Origin of the sequence: Roseibium sediminicola (assembly GCF_023156505.1) — a bacterium.
GTDB classification, from domain to species: domain Bacteria; phylum Pseudomonadota; class Alphaproteobacteria; order Rhizobiales; family Stappiaceae; genus Roseibium; species Roseibium sediminicola.
In genome coordinates, this window is the sequence record NZ_JALNMJ010000007.1 from 60,120 (window position 1) to 75,089 (window position 14,970).

Consider the following 14,970-nt stretch of genomic DNA (forward strand, 5'->3'; position numbering starts at 1 on the left):
TGATACTTTGATGCGAGCGGGGTAGGTTGTCAACAGGCTCGGCGAGAGAAACGGGCCAAAGGAGGAATGCATGAACAAACAGGCGGGCCCGGCGACCGGTGACGGGACGGTCGGAAAAGCGTTGGAGGTCCTGGATCGTGTAGCAGCCGTGGGGCGGCCCGTGCGGTTTACGGAGCTTCTGGCCGACAGCACCCATCCCAAGGCAACGCTTTACCGTCTGCTGCAGACCCTGGTGAGCCAGGGCATGCTGGCCTATGACGACACGGCGCAGACCTACTCGCTCGGCATCCGGCTTGTGCGTCTGGCGCATGCGGCCTGGCGGCAGAGCTCGATTGCGCCGATTGCGCGCCCCTTTGTCAGCGCGCTGTCGGAAGAGGCGGGGGAAACCGTTCACCTGGCCCAGCTCGACAGCGGTCAGGTGCTCTATGTCGACAAGCGCAACCCGTCGAATGCCATCGACATGTTCTCGCAGGCCGGCAAGGTCGGTCCGGCCTATTGCACCGGCGTCGGCAAGGCGCTGATGGCGTTCCTGGAGCCGTCCGACCTGGACCACGTGCTGCGCAAGCAGTCCTTCTATGCCTATACGCCGGAGACCCTGAACACCGAAGCGAAGCTGCGCGCCGATCTGGACAAGATCCGGCAGGAAGGGGTTGCCTTCGACCGGGAGGAGCACGAGCCCGGTATCATCTGCATTGCCGCACCGATCCTGAATTCAAAGGGCAGGCCCATCGGCGCCCTGTCGGTCACCACATCCACACAGCGCAAGAGCCTGGACGAGCTGATGAGCATCCGTCCGGCCCTTCTGGAAACCGCCACCAAGATTGCCGCGGCAGTCGAGGATTGGCAGTTTCCTGCCTGAACTTTAGTCCTGGGAGAGAGAATTTCATGTCTGGCGTCACACTGACAAAAGCCGTCAAGCAATACGGCGATCTGGAAGTGATCCACGGGGTGGACCTTGAGATCGAGCATGGCGAATTCTGCGTTTTTGTCGGCCCGTCCGGCTGCGGCAAGTCCACGCTCCTGCGCATGATCGCCGGCCTGGAGGAGACCACGTCCGGTATGATTCAGATCGGCGGCCGGGACGTCACCCGAACCGATCCGGCGGAACGGGGCGTTGCCATGGTGTTCCAGACCTACGCGCTCTATCCGCATATGTCGGTCGAGGAAAACATGGGCTTCGGCCTGAAGATGAACGGCCATCCCAAGGCCGAGATCCAGGAAAAGGTCGCCGAAGCCAGCCGGATCCTGCAGCTCGATCCCTATCTGAAGCGCAAGCCCAAGGCACTCTCCGGCGGTCAGCGCCAGCGCGTCGCCATCGGCCGGGCGATCGTGCGCGGCCCGGAAGTGTTCCTGTTCGACGAGCCGCTCTCCAACCTCGATGCCGAGCTGCGTGTCGACATGCGTGTCGAGATCGCCCGCCTGCACAAGGATATCGGCGCAACCATGATCTATGTGACCCACGATCAGGTCGAGGCAATGACGCTTGCCGACAAGATCGTGGTGCTGCGCGGTGGCAATATCGAGCAGGTCGGTTCCCCGATGCAGCTCTATTCCGATCCGGACAACAAGTTCGTCGCAGGTTTTATCGGCAGCCCGAGCATGAATTTTGTCGAAGGCATTGCCGACGAAGGCGCCGTCACGATTGCCGCCTTCGGCGGGATTTCCGTGCCGACCTCCGTCACCTTGCCGGCCAGGGGCGAGAAAGTTCTGGTCGGCCTGCGGCCGCAGCATTTGCAGGTCGCGCCGGCCGGCGAAGGCGCCAGGGTGGATCTGTGCGAACAGCTTGGCGGCGTCGCCTATTCCTATCTCGTCTGCCCGTCCGGTGAGCGCGTGATCGTCGAAACCAAGGGTGAGGACGCCCCGGTCTCCGACGGCACGGTCGCGATCAGCTTCGACCCGGCCTCGGCGCTGTTCTTCGATGCGAAGAGCGAAAAACGGCTGCGCTAAAAGACATTAGATGGGTCGTCATTCCGGACGGTCTGCAGCGAAGCTGCATGGCCAGATCCGGAACCCAGATGTATTTCGCGCCGAAGGCGCGTCCTCGTATAGTCGAATAGAGTTCGCTTGCGCTCACACTGATGCGCTGGATTCCGGATCGGCGCACAGCAAATGCTGTGCTTGTCCGGAATGACGGTGAAAAACGGTTACCCCACTATTGTCATCCCGGCCGCAGCGTAGCGCAGACCCGGGACCCATAACTCCCGGGCGGTAGCGTTTGTGCAAAACGGCCGCCGATGAAGGTTCCTGGTTCTCCGCTTTCGCGGAGAAGACAACTGGGAGGCGGGTGGCGCTCGACCGCCTACATCTTCTCCTTCAGAAACTCCAATACTGCTTTCTCAGCCTTGTCATGCGCGGTGGCATTGAACCCGAATGTCACGCCGAAGGTCGGGCTTTTCAGGGTGTTCTGGTAGTCCGGCATGACCGTTTCCTGACCCCATTTCGGATCGTCGAAACCTTGCAACGCGTCCGGAAATTCGGCGATCTCCACATTTGCATCCACTTCGGCAAGGGACGAGCAGAGTTCCGGCTGGGTCCAGTCGTTTTTGCCGGCATTCAGGATCAGAATCGGATCTGCAAAGACCGCGGAAGCGACCGATTTGCAATTGGGGTAGAACGACACCACCGCCCTGAAGCCTTCTGCGAAAAACTGCCGCGATCCGTCGCGGAGTGCGCTGCCGGTTGTCGAGCTGCGCGACCAGCCGACGGCGCCGATCCGGTTCGGGTCAACGGCCGGATGTTGTTTCAGGTAAAACAGTGCGCCGAAAGCGTCCATGACCCGCTCGCCGCCGAGGCCGCTGACCCCTTCGCCGAGCACATCCTCGCAGGTTCCCGAGACATCGCGTGGCGAGAAACTGTCAACTTGCAGAGTGGCATAGCCCGACGCGCGAAACGTTGCGGCCCAGTCGTCCTGAAAGGCCTGCGGCCCCTGGCAGTCGTGCAGCAGCACCAGGGCGGGGAAGGGGCCGTCGCCATCCGGAAGGCCCAGCTTGCCGGAAATCGGAAATCCGGGCTTGGGCTTCAATTCGATGCCCTTGGCCTTGGCCTGCTTGATCTTGAATTTGCTCGGCGGCGTGGACGCGCTCGGAAAATCGACGATTGTCGTTTCCGCTGCGCTGGTAGGGAAAGGTGCAAGGAGGCTCGTGGCCGCCAGAAGGAGAGGCAAGAGCTGTCGTCGCTTGGCGAGTGGCATGTGGTGTTCCCCCCAATAGATCGTTATTTTTGACGATGATAGGCGCAGAACTCGCGATTGTCTTGAAGAATTCCGGGAGGTTGCCTCAGCGCAAAGCGGCTGCCGATGAGGGGTCCGGGTCTCCGCTTTCGCGGAGATGACGGCAATGCACGTGACCAGGTCCATTCGTCGATGGGGTCGCAACCATCCTGCCCTGCCGGGCACCAAGCTCTAATGTCGGAGGTTGGGCGATGCGTTTCGCTTAATACCACTTCCCGGTTGCAGGGCTTGCGTTGCCTCTGTCATCATATGGTGTCAGGAGAACGCTAGGAGTTGAAAGCGCTGGCATTTTCCGGCTCTTCGCGCCCCAGAATTGCTGGGCGCCGGTCACCTGTTCCGCCAAACCGCCCACATTCCTTGAGTTTTCTTTCTTGACATGAATACTGATTCATGTGTCATATGCTGCAGCGTCAGGCGGCAATTTGGCGTTGTGCGGGCTGTGGGAGCGGCCCGATCGAGACGCCGGCCTTGCGCGCAACGGGAGGAGAATTCATGACGAAACGCGTATTCCGCTGGGCGATGCCGGTTCTGGCTGGCCTCGGCATCGCGGCGGCCGGCGCGACAGGCGCCCTGGCCGAGGACATCAAGATCGCCCATGTCTATGGCAAGACCGGACCGTTCGAGGCCTATGCGAAACAGTCGCATACCGGCCTGATGATGGGCCTGGAATATGCCACCGACGGCACCATGGAAGTCGATGGCCGCAAGCTGGTGGTGATCGAAAAGGACACCCAGCTGAAACCCGACATCGGCAAGGCGGCGCTGGCTGAGGCCTATGGCGACGACGAGGTCGACATTGCCGTCGGACCGGTTTCCTCCGGCGTGGCGCTGGCGATGCTGCCGGTGGCGGAAGAATACGAAAAGCTCTTGATTGTGGAACCGGCGGTCGCCGATTCGATCACGGGCGCCAACTGGAACCGCTACATTTTCCGCACCTCGCGCAACTCGTCCCAGGACGCGATTTCCAACGCGGTCGCGCTTGGCCAGGAAGGCGTCTCCATCGCGACGCTCGCCCAGGACTATGCCTTTGGCCGTGACGGCGTGGCCGCCTTCAAGGAAGCGCTCGAAGGCACCGGCGCCAAGCTGGTGTTCGAGGAATATGCCCCGACCGACACCAAGGACTTCACCGCCAACGCGCAGCGCGTCTTCGATGCACTGAAGGACGAGCCGGGCCGCAAGTTCCTGTTCGTGATCTGGGCCGGCGGCGGCAATCCGATCAGCAAGATCAAGGCGATGGAACCGGAGCGGTTCGGCGTGGAGATCGCGACCGGTGGCAACATCCTGGCGGCCATGAAGGCCTACAAGGAACTGCCGGGCATGGAAGGCGCGACCTATTACTACTACGAGATCCCGAAGAATCCGGTGAATGACTGGCTGGTCGCCGAGCACCAGAAGCGCTTCGACGCGCCGCCCGACTTCTTCACCGCGGGCGGCATGTCCGCGGGCATCGCGATTGTGGAAGCCATCCGCAAGGCCGGGTCCACGGACACCGAAGAGCTGATCGCGGCCATGGAGGGCATGGAGTTCGAGACGCCGAAGGGCAAGATGGTGTTCCGCGCCGAGGACCATCAGGCGCTGCAGCCGATGTATCACTTCAAGATCAAGGTCGACCCGGATGTCGAATGGGGCATTCCAGAACTGGTCCGCGAACTGAAGATCGAGGACATGAATATCCCGATCCGCAACCAGTAACGGCTCCGGCGCGGGCCCCTCCGGCCCGCGCCCTGGGTCTTGCGACCCGCGCTTCCGGTCTGCCGCTTACTGGGCAGCCGGCACTCCATCCGATACAGTTTTGGCGCTCTGACCGACCTGGGAACACAATCGTGGCCAAGGAACACCCGATTCTTGAAACAAGAGACCTGACCATCCGCTTCGGCGGGCATGTGGCGGTCGATCATGTCTCCTGCAGCTTCGACCGGGGCACGTTGACCGCCATCGTCGGGCCGAACGGCGCGGGCAAGACCACCTATTTCAACCTGATTTCCGGACAGCTGACCGCGACCTCCGGCAGCGTGCTTCTGAACGGCGAGACGATCACACGCATGTCCGTGCCCGAACGCACCGACCGGGGCATCGGCCGGGCCTTCCAGCTGACCAACCTGTTTCCGACGTTAAGCGTGCGCGAAAACGTGCGCCTGGTGGCGCAGGCCAAGGCAGGCAAGGGCTTCGATCTCTTTTCCGTTGCCGAAAGCCATGTCGAATTGCTGGAGCGGGCCGATCATGTGCTTTCGGAAGTCCGGCTGATCGACCAGGCGGATCAGATCGTGTCGGCCCTGCCTCATGGCGACCAGCGCAAGCTGGAAGTGGCGCTCCTGATCGCGCTCGGGCCGCAGGTGCTGATGTTCGACGAACCGACCGCCGGCATGAGCGTCGACGAGGTGCCGGTGATCCTGGAACTGATCCAGAAACTGAAAGCCGACATGGACCGCACCATCCTTCTGGTGGAGCACAAGATGGACGTGATCCGCTCGCTCGCCGACCGCATCATCGTCCTGCACAATGGCGAGCTGGTCGCCGACGGCGATCCGGCCGAGGTGATCGCGCTGTCGATCGTGCAGGAAGCCTATCTCGGCAAGGCGCCGGAAGCCTCCGGGGAGGCTGCGTGATGGCCGACAATCTTCTGAGCCTTTCCGGCGTGCACACCCATATCGGCCCCTATCACATCCTCCAGGGCGTGGACCTGACCGTGCCGGTGGGCGGCGTCACGGTCCTGCTCGGACGCAACGGCGCCGGCAAGACCACCACCTTGCGCACCATCATGGGTCTGTGGACCGCGAGCAAAGGCGATGTCCGGTTCGAGGACCATGTCATCACGCGGCTGTCGACGCCGGAGATCTCCCGGCGCGGCATTGCCTTCGTGCCCGAGGACATGGGCATCTTCACCGACCTGACGGTCGGGGAAAACATGCTGCTGGCGGCCGCCAATGGCCCGATCGACGACAAGCGCCTGGCCTGGATCAAGGAGCTGTTCCCGCCGATCGGCACTTTCTGGAATTCGTCCGCCGGCACGCTTTCGGGCGGACAGAAACAGATGCTGTCGGTTGCCCGCGCCATCATCGAGCCGCGCCGGCTGATCCTGATCGACGAGCCGACCAAAGGTCTCGCGCCGGCGATCATCAAGGCGATGACCGATGCGCTCAGGGAGCTGAAGGAAACCGACACCACCATCCTGCTTGTGGAACAGAATTTTGCCATGGCCTCGAGCATCGGCGACACGGTGGCCGTGATGGATGATGGAAGGATCATACATTCCGGATCCATGGCCGAACTGGCGGGGGACGCCGCCTTGCAGGAGAAACTCATGGGGCTGAGCCTGGAGGCGCATCAATGAGCGAGACATCGATCAAACCGCGGATCGAGAAGGTCCCCTTGAGCGAGCAGTTTTTCCAGAAACTGCCGGTGATGCTGGTGCCATTCCTGGCCGTTGCCGGGCTGATTGCCATCGGCAATCCGGCCAGTTGGCTGACCCTGACCGTGGCCGGTCTCGCCATGGGCATGATGATTTTCATTATGGCGTCCGGCCTGACGGTGGTCTTCGGCCTGATGGACGTGATCAATTTCGGTCACGGGGCGTTCGTGGCCGTCGGCGCCTTTGTCGGTTTCACCGTGCTGGCCTGGCTGGCGGGCTGGACGACCTCGCCGTCGGTGATCATGAACCTTGCCGCTGTCCTGATCGCGATCCTGGTGGCCATGGCGATCACCGGGCTTTTGGGCCTTGCGTTCGAGCGGGTCATCGTCATGCCCGTCTACGGCGAACACCTGAAGCAGATCCTGGTCACCATGGGCGGGCTGATTGTTGCCCAGCAGATGATTTACGTGGTCTGGGGGCCGGATGAGCTGCATCTGTCGCGCCCCGAGGCCTTTCAGGGCTCTTGGGTGATCGGCGAGGCGGCGATCGAAAAATACCGCCTGGTCGCGGTCGGCATCGGCCTCGCCCTCTTCGTCGCCATGCGCCACATCCTGAAGAACACCAAGATCGGCCTGCTGGTCAGGGCCGGGGTCGAAAACGGTGAAATGGTCGAGGCGCTCGGCTACCGTATCCGCCGCCTGTTCCTGATCGTCTTCATGACCGGTTCGGCACTCGCCGGTCTTGGCGGTGTCATGTGGGGGCTCTATCAGGAGACGATCACGGCCCATATGGGTTCGGAGATCATGGTTCTGGTGTTCATCGTGGTGATCATCGGCGGGCTCGGCTCGGTCGAGGGCTGTTTCATCGGCGCGATGCTGGTCGGGCTACTGGCCAACTACACCGCCTTCCTGGCGCCCAAGGTGGCGCTGATCTCGACCATCGCGCTGATGGTGGCGATCCTGATGTGGAGGCCGCAGGGGCTCTATCCCGTAGTCAAGGCGAAATAGGAGAGACGATCATGCTGACCAGACTTCTCTCCGGCGACACGCCCCGCAGCGGCCTCCTGACCGCGCTTCTTCTGATCGTTCTGATCTCGCTGGCCTTTGCGCCGTTCCTGTTTCCCGGCACCAAGTCGCTGGAGACAGCGGCCCGGATCTGCATCTTCATCGTGCTGGTGGCGAGCTACGATCTCCTGCTCGGCTATACCGGGATCGTCTCCTTCGCTCACACCATGTTCTTCGGCATCGGCGCCTATGGCACCGCACTGGCCCTGTCGGCGACCGGGCCGACCTACACCTCGCTGATCTGGGGCACCGTCGCCGGTGCCGTGGTGGCGGCGGTGTTCGCCCTGATCATCGGGCTGTTCTCGCTGCGGGTGAAGGCGATCTTCTTCGCCATGGTGACACTTGCGGTCGCGAGCGCCTTTGCCGTTCTGGTGTCGCAGATGTCCTGGCTCACCGGCGGCGAGGACGGGCTCAACTACAGGATCCCGCGCGAGCTGACGCCGGCCTTCAAGCTGATCGACGAGAAGATCCTCGATGTGCGGATCAACGGCAAGCTGATGGCCTATTACCTGGTGTTTTTCGTCTCCGCGATACTGTTCCTGGTGATGCTTCGGATCGTCAACTCGCCCTTCGGACGGACGCTGAAAGCCGTGCGAGACAATGCTTTCCGGGCGGAAGCCATCGGCTACCGGGTCGTCTGGTACCGCACCACGGCAACGGTGCTCTCCGCCGTCATGGCGGCGCTGGCCGGTTCGCTGCTGGCGATCTGGCTGCGCTACACCGGTCCTGCGACCACTCTTTCCATGGAAATCATGATCGACATTCTGCTGATGGTCGTGATAGGGGGCATGGGAACGCTCTATGGAGCGGTGCTTGGGGCCACCTTGTTCATCCTGGCGCAGACCTATCTGCAGAACCTGATGGGCGTGGCGGCCGAGGCAACCAGCGCACTGCCGTTTGTGTCGACGCTGGTGGCGCCCGAGCGCTGGCTGCTCTGGCTGGGCGTCTTGTTTATTTTGTCGGTTTATTTCTTCCCGACGGGCATTGTCGGGCGATTACGGGCAGGGCGTGCGTGAACGACAACTTGCTGCATATCCGCGATGTAGGATCCGGCCGGCCTCTGGTGATGATCCATGGCTGGTCCTGTCCGGGGTCCTTTTTTCAGGCACAGGTCGACGCTCTTATACCGGAGACGCGCTGCATCGTTCCCGATCTCCCGGGGCATGGGCAGACCGGCGGGCGGCTGCCGCTCAGCATCGCGTCGGCGGCCGACGCGGTTTATGCCGCCCTGGTCGAACGGGAGCTTGAGGAGATTGTCCTCGTCGGCTGGTCGATGGGCGCGCTGGTCTCCTATGCCCTGATCGAACGCTATGGTGCCGACCGGATTTCCCGTTTCGTCGCGGTCGACATGTCGCCGAAGGTTCTGAATTCGGCGGACTGGCCTCATGGCACGCGGAACGGGCTCAATGCCGAGCTGAACACCCATTTCCTGGATGGAATGGTCGCCGACTGGCCGAAACTGCCCGGCCGGATCGCGCGCCGGCTGTTCGCGGAAGGAAAAGAACCCGACGCGGATCTGGTCGCCCTGGCGCGCAAGGACATTGCCGCGTCGGATCCGGAAATGCTGCGGCCAATGTGGGCCTCTCTGACCGCGCAGGATTTCCGGCCGCTCTTGAAATCCTTCCCCGTGCCGTTTCACCTGGCCGCCGGTCTGAAGAGCCAGCTCTATGGCGCGGGCGTCCATGCCTGGCACAGGGAAAACGTGCCGGATTACCACTTCCACGGCTTCGAGGCCTCCGGCCACGTGCCGCATATGGAAGAGCCGGAGAAGTTCAATCAGTTGCTGCTGGACCTGGTACGGGGTTAAGCCAACTCCTCAGGATGACGTTGAATGTGTTGTTCTTCTGCCTTCGTTCCTCGTTCGTGGGGGGCGGGAGAGGAGGTGCTGGTCAGTGTCCGCCGCCCCGTTTCGACTTCACGAATTCCACGAGCCGGTCGAGCAATGTCAGCACCAGAAAGACGGCAAGCAGGCCGACGAAGAAGCGCAGGTCCGTCAGCAGGGAGCCGTTGGTGATGTCCCAGCTGCGCACGCCGATATTGGCATAGGTCCAGACGGCATAGGCGATTGCCACGAAAAGCGCGGTTGCGACGAGCGATGTCAGGATGGTCTGCCAGGCCGGTCTGTTGGGTGTGTCGCTCATTTCAGCACCCTCGCGGTCTTGAGATCCACCTTGAACACCATCAGGTCGTCCAGCTGCTCGACCTCGCCTTCGACCTCGACAAAGAGCGCCAGCAAGGGTTTGAGGTCGTCGCCGAGGAGCTTGCCGTCGCTGTCGGCCATCAGGAAGAAATTGCGGCCGTTCACATCGCCGGAGGAGACAAAGACCGGCGGGATGCCGCCGGTGAGGCAGAGGTCGGCGCAGGCCTTGTGGGCAAGGCCCCGGCCGGGGCGCATGGCGCCGGCATAACACTTGCCGTCGCAGATCTCGCCGGTCAGTTTCCAGCGGCCGAGCGGGATGGCCTTGGACGGGAATCCACCCTCAAAACGGGTCTCGGCCGGCTCAACAGCGCCAACCTGGATCATGGTCAGATCTCCGCGCTTGACCGGCACACCGCGCAGGGAGACCGGCGTCGCCTTGTTGGCCTCGGCCTGGTCGAAGACACCGCGTTTGCCTTGCCCCGCCAGCATGTAGGTGCGGGCGGGCGTGTCGCCATCGCCCGGCACCCGCAGAACCGGATAGGGGCGCAGCTCCAGAAGGCCGACCTGTTCAAAGCGGTTGCCCCATTGAAAGGCGCCGTTGCCTGGGTCGTTCTGTGTCGAGGATAGGGCGAGCGCGGCAAGGCCGAGACCGGCGGTGAAACACAGCGAAAAGACGCCGAGAAAAATCACCAGCGGTTTCGGTACCTTGTTGAGATACCCGACGAAGAAGGGAGCGACCTTGGTCTGTTTCCAGCTCATACCAACCTCAACAAATAAAAATCCATTTGACCATGACATGAAACTGTTCCGCGAGGAGCGTGTCGCGGAGCGATGTGGGTCATCGGCCAAGACGCGAGACGCTGCGGAGCGGTTTCATGTCGTGGCCTCCGGTGGCTTGTTCGGGCCCGCCGGACTACGTTGCGTCCCTTGACCGGCCAACCAGGCCGATCTGCGCGCCGCTCCTTGCCGACGGGTCCGATCAAGCCATCAAATGGGTTTTTATTTATTGAGGTTGGTATCATGCCACACCCCCGAACTCGACCGGATCGACATGGGTGCCGGGCGGCAGGGCATTCGGATCGAGCAGGATGGTCGAGCCGATCAGCTTCAGCCGGTAGGTGGCGATCTTTTCGGTGAAGGGCGCCGGGGCGCGGCCGTCGGCGAGATTGTATTGATAGCCGTGCCAGGGGCACGTGATGCAACCCCAGAGCACCTTGCCCTCGCCGAGCGGGCCGTTCTGGTGGGCGCAGACATTGGTGATCGCCGACAGCTTGCCGTCATATTTGAAGATCGCCACGCGCTCGTCGCCGGAGAGTGTCACCACCTTGGCGCAGGTGTCGTCGATCTCGTCGAGGTCGCCGGCAACCACCCAGCCCTGTTCCTCAAGCGAGGCCTGGGCGGTCCGCTCGCCGCGGTCTCTCCTTGCCTCCATGCGGCCGGTGACAAAATGCAGGCCGGAGACCGCAACGACGCTGGCGGCAACGATGGCGGTAAAGATCGGATCGCCGGGTCCCTGCAGGGCGCCGAGCGCGACATGCAGCACCACAAAGGCATAGGCCGCGTAGATGAACATGTGCAGCGCCTTCCAGATCGGTGCGCCCAGAAAGCTCAGCCAGAAATCATGGCTGGTCGCCGCCAGCACGAACAGGATGATCAGCGCGGCGATGCCGAAGGCCTCGAACGGAAAGCCGAGCAGCTGGCCGTAATTCGTGTTGGACGAGAGCAGGGCGACATACCGGTCCGTCGGCGAGAAATTGAAATACCAGCCGAGCACGTAATTGGCATGAACCGCCGCAATGCCGGCGGTCATGACACCGAAGTGGCGGCGGTTGTACAGCAGGGGCAGGAAGCGCCGGTCGAGCCGGGCCAGCGGGCCGATACACAGGATCACGGTCAGCATCAGGAAGGCGCAGCTCCCGAAAGCGCGCATGCGCAGGATGGCGCCGTCAATCGGGCGGGTGACGTCCTCGAAGGCGGGAGCGACCCTGATATAGAGAAAGAGGTAGAGAGCGACCGCGATCAGCAGGACCGCGTCATAAACGATCTTGTTCCTGTTCCAGATGACCGGCATGTATTGCACGCTCATTGCGCGGTCTCCTCGGCGGGGGCTTCGATCAGGATCGCGGGCCGGTCGGCGGGCGGGGACTGGCGCAGCGCCAGCAAGGCGAAGAGGGCAAGCGGCAGCAGAAGGGCCAGCCAGGTCCAGATGCGGGCATGGGCTGTGCGGTGAGCGCGCTTCATCTTGCGCCCTCGCCGTGTTTTTCCAGCCGGAACCAGCGATAGAGCACCAGCGGCCAGATCAGGCAGATGCCGGGAATGAGCAGCGGCCGGAAGACATAGGACCCGCGCGCGGAAGGCTCGACCCGATCGATGCCGATCACCAGAAAGGCGGCCGCGACGACGGCGCCAGCGATCAGGTAATAGCGGCTGATTTCTAGCAATAAGGTTGCTGACTGCATTTCAGGTCTCCGTGGTCCAGCTGCCAACGTGATGACACCACACTAGCTCAGTATGCCGTGATGCCAATAGGCGGTAAGCCATGCAGCTTCGTCATGCCATGGCTCGACCCACTGCTGTCCGGTTAAGCGGGAGCCTCTGACCGCAAACGGGCCTCACCGCTTGTTCCAGTCTCCCCCCTGGAGAGCAGGGCAATTGCATTTGCAATTCTTCATCACAGCTTTTGTCAAAGACGTCACCTACGGTGTCATCCAGGCCAAGCGCAGCGCGAGCCGGGACCCATTCGCAGAGCCGCTTGTCAAAGCGCATGGTGTGTCTGAAATGGTGCCTTCACTCCAGCTCTCTGCAAATGAGTAGGCTCCGGGTCTCACTTCGTTCGCCCGGGGTGACACCGATGTTTGTGGCGCGTCTCTTCCAAATACGATTGCCCTGCCCGCAAGGGTGGAGACGGCAGCAAGCGGTGGATCCGTTTCATGTCCGACAAGCCGTTCACCTCAGATAGTCAAGTCGTTCCAGCATCTTGCTGAAAGCATAGTCGTTTAAACCGGACACAAGTGGGTCGAGCCATGGGATGACGTGGTGAGGGATGTGTTGCCCTCTGCTGTCAGCCCCGCGGAAGCGGTGACCCAGGAGCCTTCATGGCCGGCCGCATGATCACAGCAGTTCTTCCCAGGAGCCCTGGGTCCCGGCTCGCCGCAGCGCGGCGTCCGGGATGACAAAAGGCAATGGGCTGCCGCCATCACACCAGATCCGCGTCGGTAATGATTTCCACCAGGGACGGGCCGTCGTAATTGATGGCATCCGCAATGGCGTCCTTCAAGTCCGAAACCTCCGTAACCCGGTGACCGTGTCCGCCGCACAAGCGCGCAAAGGCGGCGAAGGACGGGTTGGTGAGGCTGGTTTCCCAGACCGGCCATTCGCCGGAGCGCTGCTCCTTGGAGATCTTGCCGAGTTCGGAATTGTTCAGAAGTATATGAGTGATGTTCATTCCGTATTTCACGGCTGTGGTGAACTCCATGGCGTATTGGCCAAAGCCGCCGTCGCCGGAAATCGAGATCACCTTGCGGCCCTTGTAGTCGACAAAATCCTGGGTGGCGCACCAGGCGCCGATGGCGGCCGGCAGGCCGAAGCCGATGGAGCCGAGATAGCCGGACATCAGGATGCGCTGGCCGCGCGGCTCGAAATAGCGGCCGAAGGAATAGGTGTTGTTGCCGACATCGACGGGGATGATCGCGTCTTCCGGGCAAAGTTCGGTCAGCGCCTTGAAGACGGCTGCCGAATGAATGCCCTGGCCGCGGTCTTCGGCAAGACGCCGCTCCTTCTCCTCGCGCCAGAACGCCCAGCGTTCGATGAGTTCCGCTTTCTGGTCGGGCGCGTTTGCGGGTTTCAGCACCTCATCGATGATGGCCTCGCAGAAAGTGCCGATCTCTCCCCAGACGGGCAGGGTGACGGGATGGAACTTGCCGAGCTGCATGCGTTCGAAATCGACCTGGATGATCGGCTTGTAGGGTGCGATGCCGGTGTGATTGGCAAAGGACGAGCCAAGCGAGATGATAAGATCCGCCTCGTTCATGAACCAGCTGGCGATCGGCGTGCCGGAGCGGCCAAGCACCCCGGCGGCGAGCGGATGGGTGTCAGGGATCAGGCCTTTGCCCTTGAAGGTGGTCATCACCGGCGCGCCGATCTTCTCCGCGAGCGCGATCACCTTGTCGCGGACATTCTTGGCGCCGTAACCGAGCACGATGGCCGGACGCTCCGAGGCGTTGATCATCTCGATGGCACGTTCGAGATCATCGGAAGACGGCGTGATCTCCATGCCGCCGAGGCGGCCCTCCGGTGTGCCGGCGTCCTTGCCGCTCGGCAGGGTCTGGACATCGTCCGGAAAGATCAGGTTGGCGACGTCCCGTTCCACCAGCGCGGTCTTCAGCGCCAGCGACATCAGCTCGGCATGGTTGGACGTCGACAGGACCGGCTGGGAGAATTTCGAGACCGCCTCGAAGGCAGATTTCAGGTCGATGTCCTGGAAGGCTCCCGGGCCGAACACCTGGGTCTGGACCTGACCGGTCAGGGCCAGCACCGGCGACCGGTCGACCTTGGCGTCCCAGAGGCCGGTAAGCAGGTTGGTGGCGCCGGGTCCGGCAATTGTCAGGCAGGCCGCAGGCCGGCCGGTGAGCTTGCCATAGGCGGAGGCGGCAAAGGCGGCGGCACCTTCGTGGCGAATGCCGACATACCCGAGATTGCCGGCGTTCACCTGCCGGCGGATGGCGTCTGCGAGGCCAAGATTGGAGTGGCCGACCATGCCGAACACCCGCAGCACCCCCCAATTGACCATGGTCTCGGCCATGATGTCGGTGACCGTGCGTTCGTGCTCCGGTTCGGGATCAAGGCCGACGAAGATCTCATCGTTCTCGATCTTCAGGGGATAGAGCTTCTGGCCGCTGTCCTCGTGACCGCCCGGAGGGGCGCCGGTGAGGGGATCGAAGTCCCAGCCGTGCCAGGGACAGCGAATCCAGCATTTGCCGTCCGTGCCCTTTTCGATCGATCCTTCACCGAGCGGGCCGCGCTGATGCGGGCAGTGATTGTCCATCGCCGCCCACTGACCGTCGAAATGCGACAGGCAGATTGAGGTGGTGCGGGCGGTGACCGTCTTGACCCGGCCTTCGGCCAGGTCGCTGGTGGTGCCGACCTTGATCCAGTCGAGATTCTGAGCGTCCATCGTCTTCCTCCCAAA

General features: G+C 62.5%; 15 protein-coding genes. 8 read left to right on the forward strand and 7 right to left on the reverse strand.

Features of this window, described 5'->3' with window-relative positions; genetic code table 11:
- The first annotated feature begins 70 nt into the window (after window positions 1-70).
- Together M0H32_RS11810 and M0H32_RS11815 are read left to right on the forward strand one after the other, a co-directional pair.
- Window positions 71-859 (forward strand): IclR family transcriptional regulator, encoded by a 789-nt coding sequence (locus M0H32_RS11810; protein WP_248154144.1) that lies wholly within the window; start codon window positions 71-73, stop codon window positions 857-859.
- Window positions 860-885: 26 nt separating this feature from the next.
- Complete coding sequence (locus M0H32_RS11815; protein WP_248154146.1) at window positions 886-1,947, forward strand: ABC transporter ATP-binding protein; 1,062 nt, start codon at window positions 886-888, stop codon at window positions 1,945-1,947.
- 352 nt (window positions 1,948-2,299) lie between these two features.
- On the opposite strand, the gene M0H32_RS11820 is transcribed toward M0H32_RS11815, so the two are convergent.
- A complete protein-coding gene (locus M0H32_RS11820) occupies window positions 2,300-3,190 on the reverse strand; it encodes a dienelactone hydrolase family protein (protein ID WP_248154148.1) in 891 nt (296 codons plus the stop codon).
- Between the two features lie 558 nt (window positions 3,191-3,748).
- Here M0H32_RS11820 and M0H32_RS11825 point away from each other — a divergent pair.
- From M0H32_RS11825 to M0H32_RS11850, 6 genes are all read left to right on the forward strand, one after another.
- Window positions 3,749-4,921 (forward strand): substrate-binding domain-containing protein, encoded by a 1,173-nt coding sequence (locus M0H32_RS11825; protein ID WP_425607312.1) that lies wholly within the window; start codon window positions 3,749-3,751, stop codon window positions 4,919-4,921.
- Window positions 4,922-5,049: 128 nt separating this feature from the next.
- On the forward strand, window positions 5,050-5,835 hold the full coding sequence (locus M0H32_RS11830) for an ABC transporter ATP-binding protein (protein ID WP_248154499.1): 786 nt from the start codon (window positions 5,050-5,052) through the stop codon (window positions 5,833-5,835).
- Window positions 5,835-6,560, forward strand: coding sequence for an ABC transporter ATP-binding protein (locus M0H32_RS11835; protein WP_248154152.1), 726 nt, complete (start codon window positions 5,835-5,837; stop codon window positions 6,558-6,560). Before M0H32_RS11830 ends, M0H32_RS11835 begins: the two co-directional genes overlap by 1 nt.
- On the forward strand, window positions 6,557-7,585 hold the full coding sequence (locus M0H32_RS11840; protein WP_248154154.1) for a branched-chain amino acid ABC transporter permease: 1,029 nt from the start codon (window positions 6,557-6,559) through the stop codon (window positions 7,583-7,585). Before M0H32_RS11835 ends, M0H32_RS11840 begins: the two co-directional genes overlap by 4 nt.
- 11 nt (window positions 7,586-7,596) lie before the next feature.
- Window positions 7,597-8,658, forward strand: coding sequence for a branched-chain amino acid ABC transporter permease (locus M0H32_RS11845; RefSeq protein WP_248154155.1), 1,062 nt, complete (start codon window positions 7,597-7,599; stop codon window positions 8,656-8,658).
- A complete protein-coding gene (locus tag M0H32_RS11850; protein ID WP_248154157.1) occupies window positions 8,655-9,449 on the forward strand; it encodes an alpha/beta fold hydrolase in 795 nt (264 codons plus the stop codon). The genes M0H32_RS11845 and M0H32_RS11850 overlap by 4 nt, the downstream gene beginning before the upstream one ends.
- An 82-nt stretch (window positions 9,450-9,531) precedes the next feature.
- Here M0H32_RS11850 and M0H32_RS11855 read toward each other — a convergent pair whose 3' ends face one another.
- The 6 genes from M0H32_RS11855 to M0H32_RS11880 form a co-directional block, all read right to left on the reverse strand.
- Window positions 9,532-9,783, reverse strand: coding sequence for a hypothetical protein (locus M0H32_RS11855; RefSeq protein WP_248154158.1), 252 nt, complete (start codon window positions 9,781-9,783; stop codon window positions 9,532-9,534).
- On the reverse strand, window positions 9,780-10,541 hold the full coding sequence (locus tag M0H32_RS11860; RefSeq protein WP_248154160.1) for a hypothetical protein: 762 nt from the start codon (window positions 10,539-10,541) through the stop codon (window positions 9,780-9,782). Before M0H32_RS11860 ends, M0H32_RS11855 begins: the two co-directional genes overlap by 4 nt.
- A 259-nt stretch (window positions 10,542-10,800) precedes the next feature.
- On the reverse strand, window positions 10,801-11,868 hold the full coding sequence (locus M0H32_RS11865; protein ID WP_248154162.1) for a Rieske 2Fe-2S domain-containing protein: 1,068 nt from the start codon (window positions 11,866-11,868) through the stop codon (window positions 10,801-10,803).
- Complete coding sequence (locus M0H32_RS11870; protein ID WP_248154163.1) at window positions 11,865-12,023, reverse strand: hypothetical protein; 159 nt, start codon at window positions 12,021-12,023, stop codon at window positions 11,865-11,867. The genes M0H32_RS11865 and M0H32_RS11870 overlap by 4 nt, the downstream gene beginning before the upstream one ends.
- Complete coding sequence (locus M0H32_RS11875) at window positions 12,020-12,241, reverse strand: hypothetical protein (protein ID WP_248154165.1); 222 nt, start codon at window positions 12,239-12,241, stop codon at window positions 12,020-12,022. Before M0H32_RS11875 ends, M0H32_RS11870 begins: the two co-directional genes overlap by 4 nt.
- 737 nt (window positions 12,242-12,978) lie before the next feature.
- A complete protein-coding gene (locus tag M0H32_RS11880) occupies window positions 12,979-14,955 on the reverse strand; it encodes a thiamine pyrophosphate-dependent enzyme (protein WP_248154166.1) in 1,977 nt (658 codons plus the stop codon).
- Window positions 14,956-14,970 lie beyond the last annotated feature (15 nt).

Bases quoted from the DNA above. Each gene is read 5' to 3' on its own strand.
- M0H32_RS11845 (WP_248154155.1), top strand. From the start codon at position 7,597: ATGCTGACCAGACTTCTCTCCGGCGACACGCCCCGCAGCGGCCTCCTG.
- M0H32_RS11820 (WP_248154148.1), bottom strand. From the start codon at position 3,190: ATGCCACTCGCCAAGCGACGACAGCTCTTGCCTCTCCTTCTGGCGGCC.
- M0H32_RS11815 (WP_248154146.1), top strand. From the start codon at position 886: ATGTCTGGCGTCACACTGACAAAAGCCGTCAAGCAATACGGCGATCTG.
- M0H32_RS11835 (WP_248154152.1), top strand. From the start codon at position 5,835: ATGGCCGACAATCTTCTGAGCCTTTCCGGCGTGCACACCCATATCGGC.
- M0H32_RS11810 (WP_248154144.1), top strand. From the start codon at position 71: ATGAACAAACAGGCGGGCCCGGCGACCGGTGACGGGACGGTCGGAAAA.
- M0H32_RS11880 (WP_248154166.1), bottom strand. From the start codon at position 14,955: ATGGACGCTCAGAATCTCGACTGGATCAAGGTCGGCACCACCAGCGAC.
- M0H32_RS11870 (WP_248154163.1), bottom strand. From the start codon at position 12,023: ATGAAGCGCGCTCACCGCACAGCCCATGCCCGCATCTGGACCTGGCTG.
- M0H32_RS11865 (WP_248154162.1), bottom strand. From the start codon at position 11,868: ATGAGCGTGCAATACATGCCGGTCATCTGGAACAGGAACAAGATCGTT.
- M0H32_RS11825 (WP_425607312.1), top strand. From the start codon at position 3,749: ATGCCGGTTCTGGCTGGCCTCGGCATCGCGGCGGCCGGCGCGACAGGC.
- M0H32_RS11840 (WP_248154154.1), top strand. From the start codon at position 6,557: ATGAGCGAGACATCGATCAAACCGCGGATCGAGAAGGTCCCCTTGAGC.
- M0H32_RS11875 (WP_248154165.1), bottom strand. From the start codon at position 12,241: ATGCAGTCAGCAACCTTATTGCTAGAAATCAGCCGCTATTACCTGATC.
- M0H32_RS11860 (WP_248154160.1), bottom strand. From the start codon at position 10,541: ATGAGCTGGAAACAGACCAAGGTCGCTCCCTTCTTCGTCGGGTATCTC.
- M0H32_RS11855 (WP_248154158.1), bottom strand. From the start codon at position 9,783: ATGAGCGACACACCCAACAGACCGGCCTGGCAGACCATCCTGACATCG.